This is a genomic window from Pseudomonas sp. GW822-FHT04H02, from assembly GCF_058800645.1.
Map to the genome: position 1 here is coordinate 340,089 of NZ_JBXAMM010000001.1, position 24,613 is coordinate 364,701.

Consider the following 24,613-nt stretch of genomic DNA (forward strand, 5'->3'; position numbering starts at 1 on the left):
AACCGCCATGTTGACCCCGGTTGAAGATGAGCACAGCCAGGCGCTGCGCCAACAGCTGGAAGCGGCGTTTTGCGTGTTCGATTTTGTGCGGCTGGCGGTGGAGCCGGGTGTCGAGGTGAATCAGGCCTTGCATCGCCAGGGCTTGCAGCACCTGTATCAGCACCTGATGGCCAGGCGCCGTGAGGCCTGGAAAAAGCTGCGCCAGGACCCGCGCTACGCCGACGTTGGTGAACCGCAGATGCGCTGGGAACCGGAGCGGGCACTGCCTGAGCGGCTCAGCCCGCAGCAGGTCCGGCAACTGGTTTGCGAAGATCCGGAGCATCAGGACTGGGCCTTGTACCGGGCGTTTTGCCAGCCACCGTACGGGCTGCATTTCCCGGGTGGGGCCGAACAGGCCCGGCAGGTGTACGGCCAATGGCTGGACCTGCTGGGGCTCGATCTCCAGCAGCAGCCCCAGGTGATCAACTGGGTGGGCGACCTGGAGCTGGATTGTCAGGCCCCGGCCATGGGCCCGCATCTGCTGCCCTGGAGTGAATATTTCGACGAAGGCCTGGAGTGGTGGGGCGTCTGGTGCCTGACGGTGTGGAACCCCGTGCGCCGGACCCTGAGTGTGCTGGCCGCCAGCGCCACGGATTGAACAAGGAAAAGGATCATGGAACATCTGGAGCGCCATCCCCTGAGCAGCGCCATGCGCGAACGGGTATTGGCCGAGCTGGCGCGGATCGAGCGCGAGCGCAATGTGCAGGTGCTGTATGCCTGCGAATCCGGCAGTCGGGCCTGGGGCTTTGCCTCTACCGACAGCGATTACGATGTGCGTTTCGTCTATGTGGAAAAGCCCGAATGGTTCATCCAGGTGGATGCCGGGCGCGACGTGATCGAGCGGCCCCTGGACGACGAGCTGGACATCAGCGGCTGGGAACTGCGCAAGACCCTGGGGCTGTTGCGCAAGTCCAACCCGACCCTGCTGGAATGGCTGGACTCGCCCCTGGTGTACCGCAGCGAACCGACCGCCGCCGAGCGCCTGCGTGAGCTGGCCGAGGCGTTCTACAGCCCGCCGGCGGCGCGCAACCATTATCTGTCGATGGCCAGGAAGAACTTTCGCGGTTACCTGCAAGGCGACAGCGTGCGCTTCAAGAAGTACTTCTACGTCCTGCGGCCCTTGCTCGCGGTGCGCTGGATCGACCAGGGGCGCGGCCGACCGCCGATGACCTTCGCCGACCTGCTGACCACCGTCGACCATCAGCCACTGCTGGACGAAGTGGCCGAGCTGCTGGTTTTGAAACGCTGCGCCGACGAGTCCGCCTACGGACCGCGACGCCCGGCACTGCACGCCTTTATCGCCGCCGAGCTGGAACGCCCGGTGCCGAAACTGGCGCGTACCCATGAAGACAACGCGTTGCTGGACGCTTACCTGCGGGAAACGGTCCGGCACTACGCCTGAGGAATGTGATGAAACAGGATGTAATCGAACTGGACGGCGCCATCGGCGGCGGCCAGGTACTGCGCAGCGCCCTGAGCCTGTCGATGCTCACCGGCAAGACCCTGCGTATCCATAATATTCGCGCCCGGCGCAGCCGCCCTGGGCTGTTGCGCCAGCACCTGACCGCGGTGCTGGCGGCGGCCCAGGTATGTGGCGCCAGAACCACTGGGGCCGAGCTTGGCTCCCAGGTCCTGAGCTTCGAGCCGGGGCCGATCCGCGGCGGCGACTACCGCTTCGCCATCGGCACCGCCGGCAGTTGCACCCTGGTGCTGCAGACCCTGCTGCCGGCCTTGCTGCGAGCGCCGCAGCCGAGCCGCGTGAGCATCAGCGGCGGCACCCACAACCCCCTGGCGCCGCCGGTGGATTTCCTCCAGCAGGCCTGGCTGCCGCAACTGCGGCGCATGGGCGGGCGGGTGGAACTGCAGCTGCTGCGCCATGGTTTTGTCCCGGCCGGCGGTGGCGAGCTGGAGGCCTTTATCCAGCCTTCGGAGCTGCAACCCTTGCATCTTCAAGAGCGCGGAGCATTGCTCGGCAGTCGAGCCTGGGCCTTGAGCGCGGGCCTGCCCGAGCATGTGGCGGAACGCGAGTTGCGCCGGGTGCACGATCGTCTGCAACTGCCTCGCGAGCAGCTCACCCCGGTGCTGCTGGATGAAGAGTACGGCCCGGGCAATGTGCTGCTGCTGGAGTTCGCCTTCGAGCACCTGACCGAGCTGTTTTGCGGTTTCGGCCAGAACAGCCTGCGGGCGGAGAAGGTCGCCGACGGCGCCATCGATCAGGCCCGGGACTGGCTGGACTCCGGTGCCGCAGTGGCGGAACACCTGGCCGATCAACTGTTGCTGCCCATGGCCCTGGCCGGTGGCGGCAGCTTCACCACGCCGTGCATGACCGAGCACCTGCAGAGCAATATCCGGGTGATCGAGGCATTCTTGCCGGTGCGGATCGAGGCGCGGCCACTGAGCGAGCAAGTACTGCAGGTGCAATGCCACGCCTTGTCGTGAAAGGGCTAATGGGCCCGGGTCATCAAGGAGGTTGTCGCCATGTATCACCTGTATGGAAGCCAGGGCACCGGCTCGGCCATCGTCGAGATCGCCCTGGAGTACTGCCAGCTGGCCTACCGCCGCATCGAGGCCGCGCCCTGGGAGGACAGCCCCGGGCGCGAGGCCCTGGCACGGCTCAATCCGCTGTTGCAGATTCCCACCCTGCAACTGCCCGATGGCAGCATCCTCACCGAAAGCGCGGCGATCCTGATCCACCTGGGCCTGGAGTTTCCCGACTCAGGGTTGCTGCCTGCGCCAGCGTCGGCCCGGGCCCAGGTGATCCGCGGCCTGGTGTACATCGCCGCCAACTGCTATTCGGCCATCGGCATCCTCGACTACCCGGAACGCTGGATCAGCGACCCCGACGAACCGCTCAAGGCCCGGGTGCGCGCCGCCGCGACCGAGCGCCTGTATCGCAGCTGGGGGCTGTTCGCCGAGCAGTTTGCGTCGCGACCATATTTCGGCGGTGCGGCGCCGGGTGCCCTGGATATCCAGGCGGCAGTGGTGTCGCGCTGGTCCGGTGCGCGAGAGCACCTGCGCGATAGCCATCCCGATTTTCTCGCCCTGCTGCAACGCATCGACCGCGAACCGCGCATCGCCGCGGTCCTGGCCCGCCACTGGCCCCCCGCATCCTCGTAGGAGCTGGCTTGCCAGCGAAAGCATCCGCCAGTCATATGCAGGGCTCGCGGGCCCCTTCGCCGGCAAGCCGGCTCCTGCGGTGGGTATCGATATTGATGGGAGCGGGGCACTCTGCCCCTCATCGTAGGAGCTGGCTTGCCAGCGAAAGCGGCCGCCAGGCGTATGCAGGGCTCAAGGGCCCCTTCGCCGGCAAGCCGGCTCCTGCGGTTAGGAGGCGGGGTGATAGAGAGGTGAATCAGCGGTTGAGTTTCCTGGGGCGAAGCTGGCAGTCTGCGCGCCCGGTTCAGTGTCGGTTTTCTCTCAGGGACGTACTCGATGGATGGCAACACCTGGCTCAAGGCCTTGAATACTCTGCTGACGATTGTGCAGCGCGTGGTGCTGCTCAGTGGCTGGTTTATCGCCGCGTTGGTGCTGGGGTTCACCATCAAGTCCGGGTTGCAGCCCTTTCTGGCGATGTTCCTGGCTTCGCTGTTGGGGGTTGTCGCGTTGGTGGTGCATGAGGGTGGGCATTACCTGGGGGCACGCGGGTGCGCGATGCCGGTGTTGCATGTACGGGTGGCCGCCGTGGAGATCCAGGTGCTGCGGCGCGGCTGGCGGGTGCGCTGGGCGCCGCAGCTCAAGCGCAATCGCCTGGGCGGCTATGTGATTGCCGCGAGCAATCTGCAACGGCCACTGCGGCAGCAGTGGATGCTGGTGGTCCTGTGCGGGCCGCTGCTGAATCTGCTGGTGGGCGGCGCTTCCCTGGCGCTTGGGCTGTCCTGGCCCGGGGTGCCGGGGGCCATTGCCCTGGCGTTTGCCGTGATCAATCTGGCCATGGGGGTGGGTAACCTGATGCCTGCCTGGCGGGTATTGCCCAGCGACGGCATGCTCCTGCTGGGCTGGTACCGGCATCGCGACGATCAACGTCCGGAGCTGGCCCAGGCACGCCTGTTGGCCCTGACCGTGGCCGGGGTGCCCAGCGCACAATTGCCGGTGGACGATCTTCAGCGCCTGGCCGAAGGCCCCATGCCCGGGCCCCTGGTCGCATTCGGCTGCCGCCTCAATGCCCTGCAGGACCAGGGCGACTGGCCGGCCGCGGTGAAGATGGAGCAGGAACTGGATCAATTGCTGGCGGCCCGGTCGGCGCAACTGAACGGCATGAGTGGCCTGATCGAGTTGCTGAGGGGCGAGTTGGCGTTCTGCCGCGCTTTGCTGCAGCGTGACGCCGCGCCCCTGAACAACACGCCGATGAGCGCCGAAGTGGATTGGAACGCACCCTGGCTGCGACCGCGCTGCCTGGCCTTGCAAGCCATTCTTGAAGGCGACCGGCAGCGGGGCGAGCACCATCTGCAACAGGCGCTGCAAGCGGCCAATAACAGCGTGGTGCTGTCCCAGGGCAAGAGTGAAGCCCTGCTGGCCGAACAGCTGCGAGCCTTGCCGGCGCCCACCCATCTGTAGGCGCTGGCTTGCCAGCGAAAGCGGCTGCCAGCCTGGCGCAAGGCTCATGGGCCCCTTCGCCGGCAGCCCGGCTTCTGCGGCCTGGGGATGAAAGTAGTCGGTGCAGGAGGACAAAACTCTTATACTCCGGCGCTTTATTTTCCCCACTCCGCCAGAGGAACGCCCCGTGGCCAATGACACCGACCAGGATTTCTACAACCGCGCCGACGCCGTTATCGAGCTGGCCAACTCCCATATCGCCGACAGCAGCCGGGGCAAGGCCAGCGCGTCGCTGATGTACGCCAACTCCCGTTTCAGCGCCTGGGTCAGCGCCTGCGGGTGCCGCAATGCCCAGGAGCTGGCGGCGGCCAAGCAGCAGGCGGTGGATTATTTCGTCGAGGAGTTCCGCCTGATGATGGAAGAGAACCTCACGGACTACATCGAGAACTTCGAGCTGTACATGGGCGCCAAGCAGGACTGAAGGCGCCCAGCGCCGCCAGTCGTGTAGCGGTTCTCGTGCCTGGCCCGGGCTGCCCGTAGCCCGGGGGCATGTTTCGAGGATGGCAGGGCCCCGGCTACCGAGGGCGCTGCCTGAGTCGGCCTCTCTCCAGTTGTACTCCCGCCTGTTGCGCTGACAAAAAAAGTGAACGGCATCACTCTTTGTTCAAGGGAAGCATGCATCCGGTCGATAAGCTCTGAATGCCTATTGATATGGAGTTCGTCATGGCCTTGCTACCGGTTCGTCTGTCTCATCGTTTGACCCTCGGCAGTGTGTTGCTGTTGCTGTTCACGGCGCTGGCGGTATTTGCCGTGATGACCTTACGGGGGCAGCCCAAAGTGGTGGAGGCAAGCTCGGCACTGATCGAGCAGACCGGCAGCGCCATCGTTCGCCAGCTGGCGTTGCAGTTGGCGGGCATCGAAGGGGTGACCGCGAGCATGGCCCACCTGTTGGAAGGGCTGCCCAAGGAGCAGGCGCTGGTCATGGCCACCCTGCCCAAGGTGATCGACCATGAAGGCGACAAGGCGATCGCCGGGGGCGGCATCTGGCCAGAACCCAATGCCTTCACCCCCGGCGTGGAGCGCCGCAGTTTCTTCTGGGCCCGCAGCGATGCCGGGCCCCTGGCATTCTCCGATGACTACAACGCCGCCGGCAGCGCCGGTTATCACCATGAAGCCTGGTATACCGGCGCCCGCAACAGCGCGCCGGGCCGTTGCCTGTGGTCCGAGGCCTACCAGGACCCGGTGACCCAGGTGCCGATGACCACCTGCAGCGTTCCCTATCGCCAGGACGGTGCCTTTGCCGGGGTCGCCACCATCGACCTGCGCCTGGACGACCTGGCGCGCTTCCTCAAGGAGCAGGGGGCGGTCACCGGCGGCTATGCCTTCGCCCTGGACCAGGCCGGCAACGTGCTGTATTTCCCTGATGCCCAGGCCGGCGGCGGGGGCCAGATGCTCAGCTTCGACGCCCTGAGCAAGCAGCAACCCTGGTTGCTTCCGGTGGCCGAGGCCCTGGCCAAGCCGGCACCGACCGGGCAGGTGCGCAGCCTGGACCTGGACGAGGACGGGCGCTTGCAGGAAGCGGCGCGGGTCAGCCTGTTCAGCATGCCCGGCAGCGGCTGGACCATCGGCCTGGTGACCCCGGAGCAGAAGGTCACCGGCCTGGCCCGGGCCATGACCACCGAGATCCTGCTGTTCCTCCTGCCGTTGCTGGCGCTGCTGCTGTTCTTTGCCTGGCTGGCCGGGCACAAGCTGATTGCCCAACTGGAAGAAACCACCCGGCAGATCGATGCCCTGGGCAGTGGCCAGGCCAGCGACAACGCCGAGCTGCACGTGGCCCGGGCCGACGAGATCGGCGCCTTGCGCGCCGCGGTGAACCGCTATGCCGGGCAGTTGCGGCAAATGCTGCAGAAGATCGCCAGCGAAGCACGGCAGTTGCAGAACGAAGCCGCGCGCCTGGGTCAACTCAGCAGCACCCTGGCCCAGCGTGCCGAGCAGCAGCGCCAGGAGAACACCCAGTTGGCCACGGCCATCACCGAGATGTCCTCCAGTGCCCTGGAAGTGGCGCAGAACACCAACAATTGCGCCGACACCGCGCGCCAGTCCCTGGTGGTGGTGCAGGAGGGCCAGCACAAGGTCGATGCCAACAGCCAGTCGATCCAGCAGTTGTCCGCGGAAATGGCCGAGGCGGCGGCAGTGATCCAGCGCCTGGAGCAGGACAGCCAGCAGGTCGGCGCGGTGCTGGATGTGATCAAGGCGATCTCCGAGCAGACCAACCTGCTGGCGCTGAACGCCGCCATCGAAGCGGCCCGGGCCGGGGAGCAGGGCCGGGGCTTTGCCGTGGTGGCGGACGAAGTGCGGACCCTGGCCGGCCGCACCCAGACCTCGGCCAACGAGATCAGCGGCATGATCAACGACTTGCAGCAGGCCTCGCGTCAGGCGGTGCAGGCGATCCAGGCCGGCGAAACACGAACCCGCCAGGCGGTGGGCGAGGCGTCCGGTGCATCGGATGCGCTGTCCAGCACGGTGACCAGCTTCGACGATATTTCCCAGCGGGCGCAGCAGATTGCCGTGGCGGCCCAGCAGCAGAGCCACGTGACCCAGGAGATCAACGAACTGGCGGTGCGCATCCACGGCATCAGCGAGGACAACGCCCGGGACGCCCAGGCCCTGGACAAGGTCAGCGAGGCCATGCAGGCCCTGTCCGGGCGCTTGTCGAACCTCAGCCAGGGCCACCGCTGAGGCATTGCCTGCCCGGGCCGTCGGTGGCCCGGGCGGGTTTCAGTTCCCTCGGGCCGCATTCGCCGGCCCGTTTCAGACCTGGCTGTACATCATCAGCTTGAAGTTCAGCAACAGCCCCAAGGACACCCAGCCGAGCCCCAGCAGGCCATTGATCAACGGCTTGCCGGGAGCCACGCGCGTGGCCAGGAAGCGGGCGATGGCGGCGCCGATCAGCGCGCCGGGAAAGTCGAACAGATAGAACAGCCAGCCCAAGGCACCCTCCGGGGAACTGATCCACAGGCAGAACAGTTGCAGGTGCGCGGCCAGGGCCAGGGCCACCCCGGTGAACAGCGCCGGCGTGGGCCGGGTGCACAGCAGTAGGCCGAGAATCAGCCCCTGGGGCAGCCAGTAGGCGGCGAAGTTCTCCCAGAAATAATCTATCGGTTGCCAGGCCCGGACGATTGCCAGGGACAGCCCCCAGAGCAACGCGGCGGCAGCGGGCAGGTGATTCAGGGAGAGCAGGCGCAGGGAGCTGGAAGACATGCAGGATCTCGCTAATGAAGTTGTGGATCAGCCGGGCTGATGGTCGGGGAGGGCGCTCTGGCTGCACAGCTCATGCACCACCTGGCGCAACCAGCGATGGGCCGGGTCAGCCTCCATGCGCGGGTGCCAGAGCAGGGAGATGGTCATTTCCGGCAGGGGCACCGGCAGGCTGAAACCGTGCAGGCCGTGCCGCAGGTTGCTGGTGTGGCGCTCGGGCACCATGGCGATCAGGTCCGAACCCCGGGCCAGGGCCAGGGCGGCGGAAAAACCGCTGACCAGGGTGACGATCTGCCGTTCCAGGCCCAGGGCTTTCAGGGCCTCGTCCATGCGCCCATGAGCATGGCCCTGGTGGGCGGCGAGGATATGTTCGCCAGCCACGTAGGCATCCAGGCTTACCGGCCCCCGGCTCAAGGGGTGGCCGGCGCGCACCACGCCGATAAAGCGATCGCGAAACAGCGCCCGGGTGCGCAACTCGGGGCTGGTGTCGGCGTCGATCACCGCGGTTTCCAGGTCGACGCTGGCATCGCGCAGGGGCTGGCTGTCGCGGTCCAGCTTGGGTACGAAATGCACTCGCACCCCGGGCGCTTCAGCCCGCAGGCGACTGACCAGCGCCGGGCCGAAATTCTCGACGAAACCATCACGGCTGCGCAGCGTGAAGGTGCGCTGCAGGCGGCCAAGGTCGATCTGCTCGGCCGGGCGCAGGGCGGCCTGGGCGTCTGCCACCAGTTGGCCGATGCGCTGGCGCAGCTCCAGGGCCCGAGGGGTGGGCACCAGGCCGCGCCCGGCGCGCACCAGCAGCGGGTCGCCGGTGGCCTGGCGCAGGCGGGCCAGCGCCCGGCTCATGGCCGAGGGGCTCAGATGCAGGCGCTGGGCAGCCCGCGCCACGCTGCCTTCGGCCAGCAGTACGTCCAGGGTCAGCAGCAGGTTCAGATCGGGAGTCGACATCGGCGCAATGTAGCACGCAGGCAGCTGGCATGGCGTTGAATGCATCAATTAACTGCAAAGGCTGCGCCTTCCGCCTGGTCACGGCTGGCCCTAGGCTGGCGGGCATCACCTTGCCGGAGCCTGTGCGATGCCCATTCCCGAGTCCCAAGCCACCCCCCAGGAAGCCCTGGCGCCCCGTGCGCGCCGGGCCCTGGCCAGCCTGTCGCTGGCGATGCTGATGCCGTCCCTGGACACCAGCATCGCCAATGCCGCGCTGCCGAGCCTGGCCCAGACCCTTGAGGCGTCGTTCCAGCAGGTGCAATGGATTGTCCTGGCCTACCTGCTGGCCATTACCACCCTGATCGCCAGCGCCGGGCGCCTGGGGGACCAGTGGGGGCGGCGCCGGGCGCTGCTGGCGGGGATCGCCCTGTTCACCCTGGCCTCGCTGTGCTGCGGCCTGGCCCCGGGCCTGGGCTGGCTGCTGGCGGCCCGCACGCTGCAAGGCCTGGGGGCGGCGGTAATGCTGGCCCTGAGCATGGCCCTGGTGGGTGACGCGCTGCCCAAGGCCCGCACCGGGGCCGCGATGGGCTGGCTGGGCAGTATGTCGGCCCTGGGCACCACCCTGGGCCCGGCCCTCGGTGGCCTGTTACTGGCCAGCGTCGGCTGGCGCTGGATGTTCCTGGTCAATGTGCCCCTGGGATTGGTGGCGCTGTTACTGGCCTGGCGTTGCCTGCCACCGGACCGGCCTGTGGCGTCGGCCAGTGCCTTCGATGTGCCGGGCAGCTTGCTGCTGGCCTTGAGCCTGGGCGCCTATGCCCTGGCCCTGACCCTGGGGCACAACTTGCTGGCGCCGTTGAACCTGGGCCTGCTGGTGGCCAGCGTGGTCGGGGTCGCGCTCTTGGTGCGTGTCGAGCGCCGGGCCGCCGCGCCGCTGTTCCAGCCGGCCCTGCTGCGCCGGCCACAACTGCGCTGCAGCCTGTGGCTTAGCCTGCTGGTGTCGACGGTGATCATGACCACCCTGGTGGTGGGGCCGTTCTACCTGGCCCGGGGGCTGGGGCTCGGGAGCCTGGCAGTGGGCCTGAGCCTGTCCCTGGGGCCGCTGGTGGCGACCCTGTGCGGCGCCCCCGCCGGGCGTCTGGTGGACCGTTACGGTGCCCGGCCGCTGTCCCGGCTCGGCCTGCTGGGGTTGTGTGGCGGCCTGGGCCTGCTGGCGCTGCTGCCCCGGAGCCTGGGGCTGGCAGGCTACCTGCTGCCGCTGGCCCTGGCCACCGCCAGCTACGCGCTGTTCCAGACGGCCAACAACAGCCTGGTGATGCGTGATGTGGCGCCGCAGCAGCGCGGGCTGACGGCGGGGTTGCTGAGCCTGTCGCGCAACCTCGGGCTGATCAGTGGCGCGGCGGCCATGGGCGCACTGTTCGCCTGGGGCTCGGGGCCGCAGGCCGGCGTCGAGGCCGTGTCCCGCGGCATGCACTGGACCTTTGGCGTGGCGGCGCTGCTGATGCTGCTGGCCTTGCTCAGCGCCGGGCGCAACCGGCTGTCCGAGGACGCCGGCGCGGCTTGTCGGCCGGCTTGCCCCGACTAAGCTTGGCTGGCACACCCCACCAAGGAGCTGGTAACCGTGAGCACACTTCGCACCCCGTCCCTGGGCCCGATCGTCGGGCATACCACCGATATCTCCTGCCGCTTGTGGATTGCCGCCTCGGATGCCCTGGACGAGAAGGGCGTGGCCGAGGACATCCGCACCATCGGAGTCATCGGCGTGGTGGGCGGCAACGGCCGGGTCGCCGCCGAGAACATCTATTACTTTCGCCTGCGTCGCGAGTACCACCGCACCGGCACCTTCAACCTCGGGGTTGACGTCAACCTGTGGCGCAACGAGACCGAGCGCAAGCAGCTCAAGCCGTTCCTGCTGACGCCCGCCACTCACTACCGGGTGCGCATGGCTTCACTCAATGTCGACGACGCCGGCTCCATCGATGACGAGGTGTCCAGCGAATCGGTGGTCCAGCGCCTGCCGGCGGCATCGGCCTGGGCCAGCGACCTGAACCGCCTCGGCGCCGACCGGGTGTATGTGGAGGCCGAATTCACCACCCACGCCCGTGCCGGCGCTGGGGCGGCTTCCCAGCCCTTGAGTTTTCTCCTGGGCTCGTGCCGGTACCCGGGATTGCCGTGGCAACGCCGGGATTCGGATGCGATCTTCGGCCCCATGCTCAGTGCCCATGGCGATACCCGGTTCGCGCTGATGGTGGGGGACCAGATCTATGCCGATCTCTACAACCGTGCGGTGCCCATCGGCCGGGCGGACAGCTACAAGGAATTCGAGGAGCGTTACCACACCGCCTTCGGCTCGCCCTTCATCAGCCGTCTGCTGGCGCACAAACCCACCTACATGATCCTCGACGACCACGAGATCGAGGACAACTGGACGCAGGACCGCATCGACAAGAACGGTAGCAAGCGCACCCTGTTCAACTGGGCGATGGGCGCCTACATGAGCTACCAGTGGAGCCATGGGCCGCGCTTCGAGGACAGCTATGTGCAGAACCGTGCGATGTCCGGCAACGATCAGTACCTCAAGCACCGTTCGGTCAAGCAGCTGTTCTACGACTTTTCCTGTTCCAACTACCCGTTCTTCGTGCTGGATACCCGTACCCAGCGCTTTGTCGATGATGTGCCCGGCGCCCTGCAGGACAACCACCTGCTGGGCCGACCCTCACTGCACCCGGCCGAACCCGGCCAGTTGGATCGCTTGTGCGCCTGGTTGCGGCATATGCAGGAGGACCGGGGCAACACCCCCAAGTTCGTGGTGACGTCCAGCGTCTTTGTACCCAATGGCGTGGATACCGCGGGCGAGGGCCCGCGCTACGAGCGGCGCAAGAACCAGAGCGACTCCTGGTCGGCGTTTCCCAGCACCCGCAGCACCGTGCTGGAAACCATCGCCCTGTACCAGGTGCAGAACGTGGTGTTCCTGTCCGGCGACATTCATTGCTCGAACATTTCCCGGTTGCAGTTCAGTGGCGGAGCCCAGGGCATCAAGGCTTATGCGGTCACCTCGTCAGCCTTCTATTGGCCGTTCCCCTTTGCCGACGGCGACCCTGCCGGCTACGTGCATGACTCGCGCGCCCCCCAGACCCCGGACAGCTTTGCCCTGAAAAATGTCCCGGGCACCATGGACTACCGCACCTGGGCCTTTACCCAGGCCGACAACTTCGCCCGCCTGGACCTGCACCCCGACACCGCCGAAATGCAGGTGCAGTTCTACGGCACCGACGGCGAGCCCCTGGTGACCCGCAAGCAGGACGATAGCGTCAACGACCAGCCGGAGCGGCTGCAACTGATGCCCTGGTAGCGGGGCTGGCCCGGGCGCACCTGCTCTAGTGGCCTGTCACATGGAGTTGGTGCAGATGGCTCACCCGCCCGAGAAACATCATCTGGCGCATGTACATCGCCACGAGCAGGGCCAGGGCGCTAAAGCCGTTGAACCCGGGATGCTGGGCCATGGACAGCGCCCCACAGGCGCTGAAGCCGATTTCGATCAGGGCCAGGGCGATACAGCCGGTCAACAGGTTCTGGCAGAGGCTGACCTCCGCCATCGCCTTGACCAGGGTCTTGCCGGCGCCGTCATCTGCCTGGATGACTTCATCCAGTTGCCTGGTCACCGCCTTCCACCTGGCGAAGCTGGAGGATGCCGGGGCATCTGCCAGGCCTACCAGCGCCGCCAGGAACCTGAAGCGGTTCAGCGTAGCGATGGATAGCCAGTCCCAGAGCGGGGCGAAGCCGGTGAAGACGATACCGGACACGTAGCTGAGGATGATCAGCACGAACAACAGGGCGCCGCCGAGAATATCGGGGGGTTGCAGCTGTTCGTGGGGGTACTTGAAGGCCAGGACGATCCAGAACGCCATGCCCGGGCAGATCCGCGCAATCAGATCGTAATAGACGCTGGGAATGAGGTTGAGGATCGAGGTGAGCCCGCTGCCGCCCTCGCTCTTGCCAGGCTCTTTCTTGCCCTTGTCTGCTTCGCACATGGCGCTCTCCCTTGCCCAGGAACTCCTGGCTCCTAACTCTTAGTTCAAGGGGGGAGCGTTGTCCACGGAACGGGCTGGACAAGCACTTTCAGTGCTGCCAGGGCAGGGGGACGCCTCGAACACACGGTTGGGCGAACACAGGGCCTGGGTGCCCTGTGTCCCTTTGCCGGTCAGTACCCAGGGGCGGCTTACAGCCCCAGTTCCAGCGCCAGCAGGTCCGCCAGTGGCTGGCGGCGGCGGATCAGTTTCGGCTGGCCGTTCTCGAACAGCACCTCCGGCAGCAGCGGGCGGCTGTTGTAGTTGGAGGACATGCTGGCGCCATAGGCGCCGGTGTCGTGCAGTACCAGCAGGTCGCCGACCCGGGCCTGGGGCAGGGGGCGCGGGGTCAGGCATTCGTCGTCCTGGGTGAAGATGTCGCCGGACTCGCACAGCGGGCCGCCGACCACGGTCAGCTGTTGCGGGCGCTCCACCGGGTGGCCGGCGGCGTCCAGCAGGCTCATGCCGTGGTAGGCGCCGTACATGGCCGGGCGCATCAGGTCGTTGAACCCGGTATCCACCAGCACGAAGTGATGCTGGCCGGCGGTCTTCACCACCCGCACTTCGCTGACCAGGCAGCCGGCCTCGGCCACCAGGAAGCGCCCCGGTTCGATCTCCATGCGCACGCCGTGGCCCAGGTAGGCCTCGATCTCCTGGCGCGCCACTTTCCAGGCATTGGCGTAACGCTGCACGTCCACCGGGGTGTCGCCCTCGCGGTAGGGGGTGGACAGGCCGCCGCCGATGGAGAAGGCCTCGAGGTCGTGGTCCAGGGATTTCACCGCCGCCACCATGGCTGCGCCCACCTGTTCCAGGTGGTCGTAGTCGACCCCGGAGCCGATGTGCATGTGCAGGCCCACCAGGTGCAGGCCATGCTGGCGGATCACCGCCAGGGCTTCGCTCATCTGGTCGTGCCAGATGCCGTGCTTGCTGTTTTCGCCACCGGTGTTGGTCTTGCGGCTGTGGCCGTGGCCGAAGCCCGGGTTGATCCGCAGCCAGACCCGGTGCCCCGGGGATTTCTCCCCCAACTGGCGGAGCATGTCGATGGAGCCGGCGTTGACTTCCACCTGCAGTTCCACCACCCGGGCCAGGGTGGCCTCGTCGAACAGGTCGCAGGTGAAGACGATGCCGGCATCCACCGGGCTGAAGCCGGCCAGCAGGGCGCGTTCGATTTCCCCCAGGGACACCGCATCGACCCGTACCCCGGCCTCGCGGATCAGGCGCAGCAGGTGCAGGTTGGACGAGGCCTTCTGGGCGTAGCGCACCACGTCGAACGCCTGCAACTGGGCGATGCGCGCCTGGATGGTGGCGGCGTCATAGCACCACAGTGGAGTGCCGTACTGGCGGGCGGCGGCGACAAGTTGAGCGGGGGAAAATGGAATGGCCATGGCGAATGCAATCTGTGATCAGTGGGAATGGAGGCAGCATGCCCGTTGGCGGCTATTCAAGAAAATATCTATTCTTTGCCAAGATATTCATATTTGATATGGGCTGGTTGATTAAGCGAGTTTCCCGCCATGGACATCTCCCTGCGGCACATCGAAGTGTTCCGCGCCATCATGCAGGCCGGCAGCGTCACCGGCGCCGCGCGCCTGCTGTTTACTTCGCAGCCCACCGTGAGTCGCGAGCTGGCCCGGCTGGAAACGCTTTCCGGCTTGCGCCTGTTCGATCGTGAAGGCGGGCGCCTGCTGCCCACGGCCCAGGCCCTGCTGTTGCTGGAGGAAGTCGAGCGGGCCTATGTGGGGCTGGAGCGGATCAACAGCGTGGCCCAGTCGATCCGCCGTTTCGAGCACGGCCAGTTGAGCCTGAGCTGCCTGCCGCTGTTCTCCCAGACCCTGCTGCCGCCGGTGTGCAAGCAGTTCCAGGCGCAGCACCCGGGCATCGGCCTGAGCATCACCGCCCAGGAATCGCCGCTGTTGGAAGAGGCCCTCAGTGCCCAGCGCCATGACCTGGGCCTGACCGAAAGCGAGCACCTGCCCCGGGGCACCCAGGGCGAACTGCTGTTCTGCGCCGACATGGTCTGCATCCTCGCGGACGACCATCCGCTGCTGGCCAGGCCACGGCTGGCGCTTGCGGATTTTCGCGGCCAGGACTTCATCAACCTCTCGGGCCTGGATATCTACCGCCAGACCCTGGATGAGCATTTTCGCCAGGCCGGGGTGGATCGCCGGATAGTTGTGGAAACCACCAACGCAGCTTCGGTGTGCGCCATGGTGCGCCAGCGGCTCGGGGTGGCGATCATCAATCCCTTGAGTGCCATGGAAGAGGCCGGGCGCGGCCTGGCGATCCGGCCGTTGCAGCTGTCGGTGCCCTATCGGGTGATGCTGATCCGCCCGGATTACCGGCCCTCGTCGAGTTTTGTCGAGGGTTTCAGTGAAGCCCTGCGCACCCAGGCCAAGGCACTGCAAGAGCAGGTCGGGCGGATAGTGCAGGGAGGGCAAGGGGTGAATCGCTCAGGCTGATGGGGGGGGCGTGGCCCAATGTTCAGCTTGTTGGTGAAGAGGGCGCGTTGGCGCTTCAGGGAAACATGTCCCTCTCGTATGGCGGCAGACAGTTACCGAGGATAGCCTTGCGGTCGGCTGATCTTGTGGCAAGCCTCAGGTGCAGGCCAGGACCGTAGCGACTCAATCCCCTGACCAGTTCTGGAGTCAAATAAAATGCCTATTGCCATTCACGCACGCAACAACACCGCCGCTCCGCAGCAAGTCGCCATCAGGAATACCGCCCAGGGCAACAACCTGGCCAACGTCAACATACCTGCCCAAGGCAACGTGGTTCTTTATGTCCTGCAAGCGGATGCCAGTGCCGACCTGTATCTGATCTGCAATGCCAATGCTGCCCAGGCTGCCCAGTTGAGCGTCGTCTACCGGGGCCATAGCAGTGTGGTTCAAGACAGCGACTGGGCCCGCCAATGGACAGTCGATGGTGCCGTGGATGGCGTACAGCTGGACCTGGCATAGCGGGAAAAACTCGCTGGCAAAGACCATCCTGCGCACGCCTTGCCCGTAGGAGCCAGCTTGCTGGCGAAAGCGCTCTCACGGGCGCCTTCGCTGGCAAGCCAGCTCCTACAAGGAGGGCGGTTTTGCGCGGAGGTTAGCGCTCGATCGCCAGGGCCACGCCCTGGCCGCCGCCGATGCACAGGGTGGCCAGGCCCTTTTTGGCATCACGCTTGATCATTTCATGCAGCAGGGTCACCAGCACCCGGCAGCCCGATGCACCAATCGGGTGGCCGATGGCGATCGCACCGCCGTTGACGTTGACCTTGCTGGCGTCCCATTCCAGTTCCTTGGCCACCGACAGCGACTGCGCGGCGAAGGCTTCGTTGGCTTCGATTAGGTCCAGTTGGTCCAGGGTCCAGCCGGCCTTGTCCAGGCAGCGGCGGGTGGCCGAGACCGGGCCGATGCCCATGATCGCCGGGTCGACGCCGGCGTTGGCGTAGGCGGCAATTTTTGCCAGCACCGGCAGGCCCAGGGCCCGGGCCTTGCTGGCGCTCATCAGCATCACCGCGGCAGCGCCGTCGTTCAGCGCCGAGGCGTTGCCGGCGGTGACGCTGCCGTCTTTCTTGAACGCCGGCTTGAGCTTGGCCAGGGCCTCGGCGGTGGTGCCGGGGCGCGGCTGTTCGTCGGTGGCGAAGGTCAGCGGCTCGCCCTTGCGCTGGGGAATCTGGATCGGGGTGATCTCGTCGACAAAGCGCCCGGCCTCGATGGCCGCCGCGGCTTTGTGCTGGGAAGCGGCGGCGAAGGCGTCCTGGGCTTCACGGCTGATGCCGTATTTCTCCACCAGGTTCTCGGCGGTGATGCCCATGTGGTAGTCGTTGAAGGCATCCCACAGGCCGTCGCTGATCATGGAGTCGACCATCTGGCTGTGGCCCATGCGCAGGCCGGTGCGGGCGCCGGGCAGCACGTAGTTGGACAGGCTCATGTTTTCCTGGCCGCCGGCGATGATCACCTCGGCATCGCCGCAGCGGATGGCCTGGGCGCCCAGGTGCAGAGCCTTGAGGCCGGAGCCGCAGACCTTGTTCAGGGTCATGGCGGGCACGGCGTGGGGCAGGCCGGCCTTGATCGCGGCCTGGCGGGCGGGGTTCTGCCCTGCGCCGGCGGTGAGCACCTGGCCCATGAGCACTTCGTCGACCTGGGCCGGGTCGATGCCGGTCTGGGCCAGCAATTGGCGGATGACCGCGGCGCCCAGGTCAACGGCGGGAATGTTCGCCAGGGAGCCCTGGAAACTGCCCACGGCGGTGCGGGTGGCGGCAACGATTACGACGTCTTGCATGATGGGGCTCCTCAGGCGAACTGCATTTCAGGCACGTGGTCCGGCACGATCAGCTTGCCGGCGGTCTTGCTGACGATTTCCTCGACGCTGACCCCGGGGGCGCGCTCCTTGAGGATGAAGGCGCCGTTCTCGATCTCCAGGTACGCAAGGTCGGTGAGCACGCGCTTGATGCACTGGGCGCCGGTCAGCGGCAGGCTGCAACGGCTGAGCAATTTGGATTCGCCGTCTTTCGAGGCGTGGGTCATGGTGACGATGATGTTCTCGGCACCGGCCACCAGGTCCATGGCGCCGCCCATGCCCTTGACCAGCTTGCCGGGGATCATCCAGGAGGCGATGTTGCCCTGCACGTCCACTTCGAAGGCGCCGAGCACGGTCAGGTCGATATGGCCGCCGCGGATCATCGCGAAGGATTCGGCGGACGAGAAGATCGAGGCGCCGATGCGCGCGGTCACCGTCTGTTTGCCGGCGTTGATCATGTCGGCGTCGACTTCGTCCTCGGTGGGGAAGGCGCCCATGCCCAGGAGGCCGTTTTCCGACTGCAGCATGACTTCCATGCCGTCGGGGATGTAGTTGGCCACCAGGGTCGGGATGCCGATGCCGAGGTTGACGTAGAAGCCGTCCTGCAGTTCGCGGGCGACGCGCTGAGCCATTTGTTCGCGGGTAAGAGCCATGTTTGTTGTCCTTTTAGTCGGGCTGGGGAAGGGCGATCACTTGCGCACGGTGCGCTGTTCGATGCGCTTCTCGAAGGTGCCGCAGATGACCCGGTCGACGTAGATGCCGGGGGTGTGGATCTGCGTCGGGTCCAGCTCGCCCGGTTCGACGATTTCTTCCACTTCGACCACGGTGATCTTGCCGGCGGTGGCCGCCAGGGGGTTGAAGTTCTGCGCGGTGTGGCGGTAGACCACGTTGCCGAAGTGGTCGGCCTTCCAGCCCTTGACGATGGCGAAGTCACCGGTGATGGACTCTTCCATCAGGTAGGTGCGGCCCTTGAATTCGCGGGTTTCCTTGCCGTCGGCCACCGGGGTGCCGACGCCGGTGGCGGTGAAGAAGGCCGGGATCCCGGCGCCGCCGGCGCGCATTTTTTCCGCCAGGGTGCCCTGGGGGGTCAGTACCACTTCGATCTCGCCGCTGAGCAACTGCTTCTCGAACAGGGCGTTTTCACCCACGTAGGAAGCGATCACCTTGCTGATCTGGCGGTCTTCCAGGAGCACGCCCAGGCCGAAACCGTCGACCCCGCAGTTGTTGGACACCACGGTCAGGTCGCGGGTACCGCGGCGCTTGATCTCGGCGATCAGGTTTTCGGGGATACCGCACAGGCCGAAGCCGCCGGCGATCACGGTCATGCCGTCTTGCAGACCTTCCAGGGCTTCCTCGTAGGACGCCACGCGCTTGTCGAAACCTGCCATTTGCACCTTCCTCTTTCTTGTTCGTTGGCGGCTGGCCAGCCGTTTGCGGGCCAGTGTTGCGCTGCGGGATTGATTTGTTAAGTTGATTTTTAAGGTTGATTGATTGGAAAAGCAGCATAATCCAGGGCGGCATACACCCAAGAGAATGGCAGATGACGGTTAAACAGATACGGGCATTTCTGGCCGTGGCCCACAGTTTGAGCTTTGCCCTGGCCTGCGAACGGCTGCACCTGTCGCAGTCGGCCCTGAGCCTGACGATCAAGGCGCTGGAGGAAGGCCTGGGTGGGCGCCTGTTCACGCGCAATACGCGCAATGTGGCCCTGACCCCGGAAGGCGAGGCCCTGCTGCCCCTGGCGCGGCGTCTGATCGCCGACTGGGACAACGCCGAGGACGAACTGCGCCAGCGTTTCACCCTGCAGCGAGGCCGGGTGACCCTGGCGGCGATGCCGTCCTTTGCCGGCAACCTGCTGCCGCCGATCCTCAAGCACTTTCGGGCCCGCTATCCCCAGGTCAACGTCACGGTCAACGACGTGGTCAACGAGCAGGTGCTGGAGATGGTCCGTGATCGCGAGGTGGAGCTGGGGGTGGCGTTCGAGCCCCAGGACAGCACCTCGCTGGTGTTCACCCCGCTGTACATCGACCGCTTTGTCGCCGTGGTGCCCCGGGATTCGCCCCTGGCCCGGCGCAGCGAGATCGACTGGCAGGCGCTGTTGCAGGAGCCCTTCATCACCTTGCAGCGGCCGTCCACGGTGCGGGTGATGCTCGAAGATCACCTGCGGGCACGGGGCGTGCAACTGCCGGTGGAGTTTGAAAGCCACCAGTTGGCGACCGTGGGGCGCATGGTCGCCAGCGGCCTGGGGGTGAGTGCGGTGCCGGCGCTGTGCGCCCAGCAGATGCGCGAGCTGGGCGGGCACTGCCTGACCCTGCACGATCCGGTGGTGGAGCGGGCCATTGGTGTACTGACCAAGCCGGGGGACGAGCTGTCCACCGCGGCCCAGGCGCTGTTCGACATCCTGCGCGAGGAAAACCTCGGCCAGCGCCTGGCGCTACTCTGAGGCTCAACGCAGCAGGCGTTCGGCCAACTGGGGCAGCAACAGGTCACAGGGCTCGCCGAGCTTGAGGTCCAGCAGCTCGTCGGCGCGGGTCCTGCCGAAGTTGATGGCCAGCAGCGGCTTGCCTTGCTCGGCCACGGCGCGGCACAGGCGGAACGCCGAATAGGCCATCAGCGACGAACCCACCACCAGCAGGCCTGCGGCTTCGTGCACGGCGCTCAAGGCACGGGCCGCGGTGGCCGCGGCCACGTTCTCGCCGAAGAACACCACATCGGGTTTCAATCGCGAGCCATTGCAGTAGGGGCAGTGGGGCACCTGGAAGCGTTCCTCGAAGGCCGGGTCCAGCAGGGTGTCGCCGTCCGGCGCCTGCACCGCGTCAACGCCGGCCAGGTAAGGGTTGTGCGCCTCCAGTTGCTGCTGGATGGCCTCCCGCTGGCTGCGCTGGCCGCAGTCCAGGCACAAGACCCGCTGCAGGCTGCCGTGGAGCTCGATGACCTCCAGGCTGCCGGCCTCGTCGTGCAGGGCATCGACATTCTGAGTGATCACCCCGGCGATCCGGCCTGCGGCCTGCAATTGCGCCAACGCCTGGTGCGCGGCATTCGGCCGGGCCTGGCGAATGCGCGGCCAGCCGAGCATGGCCCGGGCCCAGTAGCGGCGACGGGCTTCGGGCTGGGCGAGGAATTCCTGGTACATCATCGGCTGGCGGCCACGGCGCACGCCCTCGCTGTCGCGGTAGTCGGGGATCCCCGACGGGGTGCTGATACCGGCGCCGGTGAGGACCATGAACGGCTTGCCGTGCATGGCGGCGGCGAGTTGTTCGAACGGAGGGGCAGTAGGGCGGTCGATCATGGGCTGCACTCGTTTCCAGTGGCCAGGGACGCCTACCAGAAATAGACGCAAAGCCCTCGCGGCGCCAGTGTTTTACCCAAGGTTCAGCGCCGGGGACCGAACACCGACTTGGGTGGCTTGCCATAGAACCGGGTAAAGGCCGCACTGAAATTGCCGGGAAAGCGGTAGCCCACCTGATAGGCCGCCTGGGCCACCTGGCACCCGCCCTCCAGCAGGCGGTGGGCATGGCCCATGCGGATTTCCAGGAGCATGCGCTGCGGCGTGGTGTGGTAGTGCTCGCGCAGGCCCTGCTTGAGCTTGAACTCGTTGAGACCCACAGCGGCGCACAGGTAGGCCACGGTCAAGGGCTGGTGCATCTGCTCGAACATCAGGTCGCGCACCCGCTGCAGCCGTTCAAGTTCGGCGGCCTTCAGGCGCCGGCCCGGGACGGTAGGGGCGGGTGCCAGGGCCTGCAATTGCAAGGACAGCAGGCTCAGGGCGTGGATATGCAGCTCTAGCGTCGGTGGCTGTTGCAGGCCCAAGGGTTGGGCCAGTGCACTGAGATGGCCGGCACTGGCCCGGGAAGTGGGCCCGCAGGCCAGCAGTTGCAAGGCGTCCTGGCCCAGCAACTGGCGAGCCCGGGCGGGGCCCAGGTACTGCTGGAGCAGGGCTTCGCCCACCAGCAGGCGCAGTTGCTCTACCGTTTCATTGGCGGCATAACGGCGTTCGCCTCGGCTGGCCTGGAAGGCGCTGACGGTGGTGTGCCCGGCGCGAAACGCCAGGCTCGAACCCTTGGTATCCAGGTAGCCCGAGGTGCCTTGCAAGGCGCAGGTGATCACCAGCAAACGGCCTGCGTGGCAACTGCTGGCCTCTTCGATCAAGGGGCGATTGGGGTGATAGCGCGAGTGCACCAGGGTCAGGCCCTGAGCCAAGGGCAGGCTCTCGAAATGGCAATCGCCCAGGGCCTCGGGCAACTGCTGGCGTGACCCGCCGCCCGGGGCCTGGCTGTGCTCGCGTGGTGCGTGGCACGGCAAGCGATAGGACTGGGAAGAACCGGGTGCAACGGCCATGTTCGCGCTCCTGCAAGGGATGTTCTGCGTTTGCCATGGGAATGGATCCGTTTCCCATATGAACACGCATGATAAGCATTCTCGCTAAAAAGTAAGCTGTTTCCCAAGCAGGGGCGAGCCTCGCAATCTTGCGGCGCCCCACCTGTAAAGGAGCAAGCAATGAACCCGCAGAACTTGAAATCCGCCGGTCCCCGGGGGCTCTGGCTGCGCACGGTGCTGGTGTGTGCCATGGGCCTGCCGATGCTGATCTTCTACGCCATCGGCACCCTCGGGCCCTTGCTGATCGCTGATCTTGGGGTGGCGCCCCACTGGCTGGGCTGGCTGGTGATGAGCGCTTTTGGCCTGGCGGCATTGCTGTCTTTGTGGGCGGGGCCGCTGGTGAACCGGCTCGGCACTCGACGGGCCCTGGCCTTGCTGTTCTGGGCGACCCTGGCGGGGTATGGCCTGCTGGTCAGCCTGCCGGGATTTGCCGGGGTGCTGCTGGCCCTGGCGATCTGCGGAGTGGCCCAGGCCCTGGCCAACCCGGTGACCAATCTGCTGGTGTCCGAGTGTGTCGAGGCTCGTAGCAAGGCCGCGGTGGTGGGGCTGAAACAGTCTGGGGTGCAGCTGTCCGCGCTGATCGCCGGCCTGTTGTTGCCGCCTCTGGCCGGGTCTCTGGGTTGGCGCGCGGCCCTGGCCTGCCTGCTCCTGCCGACCTTGCTGCTGGCCCTGTGGGGGCCAAAGGTGGCGGCGGGCAGCGCAGCGGGCAAGACCATGAGCTTGAAGATTCCCCGGCCGAATTCACGGCTGGCGCTGCTGCTGAGCGTGCAGTTGTGTGTCGGCCTGGTGCTTTCGTCCTTCGTGACCTTTCTTGGGGTATTCGCGGCTCGCCAAGGGGTGGCGGTCGGCGAGACCGGAGCCATGGTCGCCGGGTTCGGGGTCATGGGCATCCTGGCCCGGACCTTGTTGACGCCACTGGCGGCACGTATGACCGAGGAGTCCTGGTTGCTGCTGACGTTATTGCTCCTGGCCATCCTGGCCCTGGCGGTGACTGCCCAGGCCACGCCCCAGGCGCACTGGCCCTTGTGGTTCGGCGCCCTGGGCATGGGCTTGACCGCCGTGGCCACCAATGCCATCGCCATGAGCATGCTGCTGCGCGATCCGGCCTTTGGCAGCCCAGCCTCGGCCTCGGGCCTACTTTCGGCGGGCTTCTTCGTCGGGTTCGCCCTCGGGCCGGTACTGTTCGGTACCGTGCAACAGGGCGCGGCGGGTTTTGCCAGCGCCTGGCGGATGCTGATTGCGGTCCTGCTGCTGGGGGCGGGGCTGAGCCTGATGCTGGTGCGTGCCCGAGCCCTTCAGCCGGCCAGCCCTAGAGCCTGAACACGTTCACCTGCTGCTCCAGGTTTTGCGCCAGTTGCTGCAGGGAGCGGGCGGTCTCGGTGGTTTCCTCCACGGCCTGGCTGTTCTGCTGGGACATCTGGGCAATGCGCTCGACGTTGCGCGCCACATCCTGGCTGGCGGCGGTCTGTTCCCGCAGGGCCAGGGAGATCTGGTCCACCACCCGCACCACATTGCCGGAGGAGGTGCGGATATTGACGATGGCCTCGCCGGCCTGCTGGGCCTGTTCGACGCCGCTTTTCACCTGATTGACTCCGACGTCCATGCTGCTCACCGCTTCCCGGGTGCCCAGCTGGATCTTGTCGACCATCTCGGTGATCTCCTGGGTCGAATTGGCCGTGCGCTGGGCCAGCAGGCGCACTTCATCGGCGACCACGGCAAAGCCACGGCCTTGCTCGCCGGCCCGGGCGGCCTCGATGGCCGCATTGAGGGCCAGCAGGTTGGTCTGCTCGGCAATGCCCTTGATCACACTGACAATGCTGGAGATCTGTTCGGCATGCTGGCCCAGTTCACCGATCTGGGTGGCCGAAGCCTGCACGGTCTCGGCGATCAGGCGCATGCTGCCCAGGGTGTCCTGGATCACGCTGCCGCCTTCCTCGGACTGGCGCCCGGATTCGCTGGACAGGGCATGAGCGTCCCCGGCGTTGTCCGCCACATGGTTGATGCTCACCGTCAGTTCTTCCACCGTGGCGGCCATGGATGAGGCCGAGTGGGACTGTTCCTGGGCCGATGCCGAGAGCTGCAGCGAGGCACTGGAAATGCTCTGGGAGGCGCTCACCAGTTGCTCGGCTCCCAGCTTGATCTGGCTGATCATCGACCGCAGGCGCTCCTGCATGGCGGCGAAAGCCTGCTGCAGCTCGCTGACTTCATCGCGCCCCTGGGTGCTGATGCGGTTGTCCAGGTGGCCGGCGGCGATGGCCTCGGCCACTTCCACGGACTGGCGGATGCGTCCTACCAGGTTGCTCGACAGCGACCAGGCAACGAGCATGGCCAGCAGTGCCGCCAGCATGCCGCCGCCGAGCAGGATCGCCAGGGCCGAAGCCTTGGCGTTGTCCATGGCCTGGCTGCGGGCGTCCTGCAGGCTTTTTTCCGCTTCGCGCAACTCACTGGTGAGCTGGCGCATGGCGTCCATCTTGGCCTTGTCGCGGCCGGCGCTGATCTGCTCGGCCATGGCGGTGGCCGGCTGAGTCCCGGCATTGATCGCCCGGCGCAGGGCCAGGTTGCCCTGGATGTCCTCGCGCAGCCACTGGTCGTGCAGGGCCTTGAGTCGCTCCAGGCGCGCCTGCTGCTCGGGGTTGTCGGCGGTGCTGCTCTTGATCCGAGCGTAGTAGTCGGTAAAGGCTTTTTCGCCTTGTTCCAGAGGTTCGAGGAAGCTGTCGCGACCGGTCAGGGCATAACCGCGCATGCCGGTCTCGATATTGATCAGGCTGCGCAAGAGGGCGTCGGACTGGTTCAGCACTTCATGGCTGTGGATGGTGCTTTTGACGCTGCTGCTGACTTGATCGAAGCCGCGCAGGGCCGCCAGCACCAGCAGCAGGAGGATCAGCAGGACGACGCCGAAACCGGCATAGAGCTTTTGCGAAATGCTCAGATTGGAAAACATAGGAAGGACCGCTCCTAAACCGTTGACTGAATGCTTCACAGGGGCGTGCCTCGATGAGGCAGCGTGATAGCTCAATGATGTTTAAATGACATCAATGGTCCGACTTTTCCTGTACAAAAAAAGTTTCATGTACAGGAAAATATTTTTGCGGGGCATGCAGAAGGGCGCGCCGAGCATCGCCCCAAGG

The 24,613-nt window shown here is 66.3% G+C and carries 23 protein-coding genes and 1 pseudogene; 14 read left to right on the plus strand and 10 right to left on the minus strand.

The annotated features are described in order from the left end of the window. Positions 1–7 precede the first annotated feature (7 nt). From AC1RMG_RS01660 to AC1RMG_RS01695, 8 genes and pseudogenes are all read left to right on the plus strand, one after another. Positions 8–637: a hypothetical protein gene (locus AC1RMG_RS01660; protein WP_210456970.1), complete on the plus strand. Its 630-nt coding sequence runs from the start codon at positions 8–10 to the stop codon at positions 635–637. A gap of 15 nt (positions 638–652) precedes the next feature. Further along, complete coding sequence (locus tag AC1RMG_RS01665; RefSeq protein ID WP_072451373.1) at positions 653–1,441, plus strand: nucleotidyltransferase domain-containing protein; 789 nt, start codon at positions 653–655, stop codon at positions 1,439–1,441. Positions 1,442–1,449: 8 nt separating this feature from the next. Further along, positions 1,450–2,478 (plus strand): RNA 3'-terminal phosphate cyclase, encoded by a 1,029-nt coding sequence (rtcA, locus tag AC1RMG_RS01670; protein WP_015635092.1) that lies wholly within the window; start codon positions 1,450–1,452, stop codon positions 2,476–2,478. Positions 2,479–2,517: 39 nt separating this feature from the next. Next, positions 2,518–3,156: a glutathione S-transferase family protein gene (locus tag AC1RMG_RS01675; RefSeq protein WP_401023506.1), complete on the plus strand. Its 639-nt coding sequence runs from the start codon at positions 2,518–2,520 to the stop codon at positions 3,154–3,156. Between the two features lie 315 nt (positions 3,157–3,471). Continuing rightward, positions 3,472–4,593, plus strand: coding sequence for a site-2 protease family protein (locus AC1RMG_RS01680; RefSeq protein WP_492575818.1), 1,122 nt, complete (start codon positions 3,472–3,474; stop codon positions 4,591–4,593). 166 nt (positions 4,594–4,759) lie between these two features. Continuing rightward, positions 4,760–5,053 carry a DUF3144 domain-containing protein gene (locus AC1RMG_RS01685; RefSeq protein WP_011060609.1) on the plus strand — a complete coding sequence of 98 codons (294 nt, stop codon included), beginning with the start codon at positions 4,760–4,762 and terminating at the stop codon, positions 5,051–5,053. Positions 5,054–5,553: 500 nt separating this feature from the next. Further along, a pseudogene (locus AC1RMG_RS01690) lies at positions 5,554–5,901 on the plus strand (cache domain-containing protein); the annotation flags it as partial. A 120-nt stretch (positions 5,902–6,021) separates the two neighbouring features. Further along, complete coding sequence (locus AC1RMG_RS01695) at positions 6,022–7,311, plus strand: methyl-accepting chemotaxis protein (RefSeq protein WP_428985084.1); 1,290 nt, start codon at positions 6,022–6,024, stop codon at positions 7,309–7,311. A gap of 72 nt (positions 7,312–7,383) precedes the next feature. On the opposite strand, the gene AC1RMG_RS01700 is transcribed toward AC1RMG_RS01695, so the two are convergent. Together AC1RMG_RS01700 and AC1RMG_RS01705 are read right to left on the minus strand one after the other, a co-directional pair. Further along, positions 7,384–7,833: a hypothetical protein gene (locus tag AC1RMG_RS01700; protein ID WP_041117341.1), complete on the minus strand. Its 450-nt coding sequence runs from the start codon at positions 7,831–7,833 to the stop codon at positions 7,384–7,386. 27 nt (positions 7,834–7,860) lie between these two features. After that, on the minus strand, positions 7,861–8,778 hold the full coding sequence (locus AC1RMG_RS01705; protein ID WP_053157642.1) for a LysR family transcriptional regulator: 918 nt from the start codon (positions 8,776–8,778) through the stop codon (positions 7,861–7,863). A 127-nt stretch (positions 8,779–8,905) separates the two neighbouring features. Between AC1RMG_RS01705 and AC1RMG_RS01710 the strand changes: the two genes are divergently transcribed. After that, positions 8,906–10,339, plus strand: a complete 1,434-nt coding sequence (locus AC1RMG_RS01710; RefSeq protein WP_493168114.1) for an MFS transporter — start codon at positions 8,906–8,908, stop codon at positions 10,337–10,339. Positions 10,340–10,375: 36 nt separating this feature from the next. Continuing rightward, complete coding sequence (locus AC1RMG_RS01715; RefSeq protein ID WP_246881506.1) at positions 10,376–12,106, plus strand: alkaline phosphatase D family protein; 1,731 nt, start codon at positions 10,376–10,378, stop codon at positions 12,104–12,106. Between the two features lie 25 nt (positions 12,107–12,131). Here AC1RMG_RS01715 and AC1RMG_RS01720 read toward each other — a convergent pair whose 3' ends face one another. Next, on the minus strand, positions 12,132–12,785 hold the full coding sequence (locus tag AC1RMG_RS01720; protein ID WP_015635100.1) for a hypothetical protein: 654 nt from the start codon (positions 12,783–12,785) through the stop codon (positions 12,132–12,134). A gap of 188 nt (positions 12,786–12,973) precedes the next feature. Then, a complete protein-coding gene (lysA, locus tag AC1RMG_RS01725; protein ID WP_011060616.1) occupies positions 12,974–14,206 on the minus strand; it encodes a diaminopimelate decarboxylase in 1,233 nt (410 codons plus the stop codon). A gap of 129 nt (positions 14,207–14,335) precedes the next feature. On the opposite strand from lysA, the gene AC1RMG_RS01730 reads away from it, so the two are divergent. Then, a complete protein-coding gene (locus AC1RMG_RS01730) occupies positions 14,336–15,280 on the plus strand; it encodes a LysR family transcriptional regulator (RefSeq protein WP_015635101.1) in 945 nt (314 codons plus the stop codon). 195 nt (positions 15,281–15,475) lie between these two features. Beyond that, on the plus strand, positions 15,476–15,778 hold the full coding sequence (locus tag AC1RMG_RS01735) for a hypothetical protein (protein ID WP_493168117.1): 303 nt from the start codon (positions 15,476–15,478) through the stop codon (positions 15,776–15,778). Positions 15,779–15,911: 133 nt separating this feature from the next. Here AC1RMG_RS01735 and AC1RMG_RS01740 read toward each other — a convergent pair whose 3' ends face one another. From AC1RMG_RS01740 to AC1RMG_RS01750, 3 genes are read right to left on the minus strand one after another with little or no spacing between them, the layout of a single operon-like run. Next, the gene (locus AC1RMG_RS01740) at positions 15,912–17,090 is read right to left on the minus strand and encodes an acetyl-CoA C-acetyltransferase (RefSeq protein ID WP_123482914.1); all 1,179 of its coding nucleotides are present in this window, start codon (positions 17,088–17,090) and stop codon (positions 15,912–15,914) included. Positions 17,091–17,101: 11 nt separating this feature from the next. Then, the gene (locus tag AC1RMG_RS01745) at positions 17,102–17,761 is read right to left on the minus strand and encodes a CoA transferase subunit B (protein ID WP_011060620.1); all 660 of its coding nucleotides are present in this window, start codon (positions 17,759–17,761) and stop codon (positions 17,102–17,104) included. Between the two features lie 36 nt (positions 17,762–17,797). After that, positions 17,798–18,496, minus strand: coding sequence for a CoA transferase subunit A (locus AC1RMG_RS01750; RefSeq protein ID WP_011060621.1), 699 nt, complete (start codon positions 18,494–18,496; stop codon positions 17,798–17,800). A 152-nt stretch (positions 18,497–18,648) separates the two neighbouring features. Here AC1RMG_RS01750 and AC1RMG_RS01755 point away from each other — a divergent pair, with 152 nt between their 5' ends. Further along, complete coding sequence (locus AC1RMG_RS01755) at positions 18,649–19,551, plus strand: LysR family transcriptional regulator (protein ID WP_015635104.1); 903 nt, start codon at positions 18,649–18,651, stop codon at positions 19,549–19,551. 3 nt (positions 19,552–19,554) lie between these two features. On the opposite strand, the gene AC1RMG_RS01760 is transcribed toward AC1RMG_RS01755, so the two are convergent. Then, complete coding sequence (locus tag AC1RMG_RS01760) at positions 19,555–20,397, minus strand: NAD-dependent protein deacetylase (protein ID WP_404672890.1); 843 nt, start codon at positions 20,395–20,397, stop codon at positions 19,555–19,557. A gap of 83 nt (positions 20,398–20,480) precedes the next feature. Beyond that, positions 20,481–21,446: a helix-turn-helix transcriptional regulator gene (locus tag AC1RMG_RS01765; protein ID WP_493168120.1), complete on the minus strand. Its 966-nt coding sequence runs from the start codon at positions 21,444–21,446 to the stop codon at positions 20,481–20,483. Between the two features lie 159 nt (positions 21,447–21,605). Here AC1RMG_RS01765 and AC1RMG_RS01770 point away from each other — a divergent pair, with 159 nt between their 5' ends. Beyond that, positions 21,606–22,805, plus strand: coding sequence for an MFS transporter (locus tag AC1RMG_RS01770; RefSeq protein WP_311168147.1), 1,200 nt, complete (start codon positions 21,606–21,608; stop codon positions 22,803–22,805). Here AC1RMG_RS01770 and AC1RMG_RS01775 read toward each other — a convergent pair. After that, a complete protein-coding gene (locus AC1RMG_RS01775) occupies positions 22,795–24,426 on the minus strand; it encodes a methyl-accepting chemotaxis protein (RefSeq protein ID WP_019092913.1) in 1,632 nt (543 codons plus the stop codon). The genes AC1RMG_RS01770 and AC1RMG_RS01775 overlap by 11 nt on opposite strands. Positions 24,427–24,613: the final 187 nt, after the last annotated feature.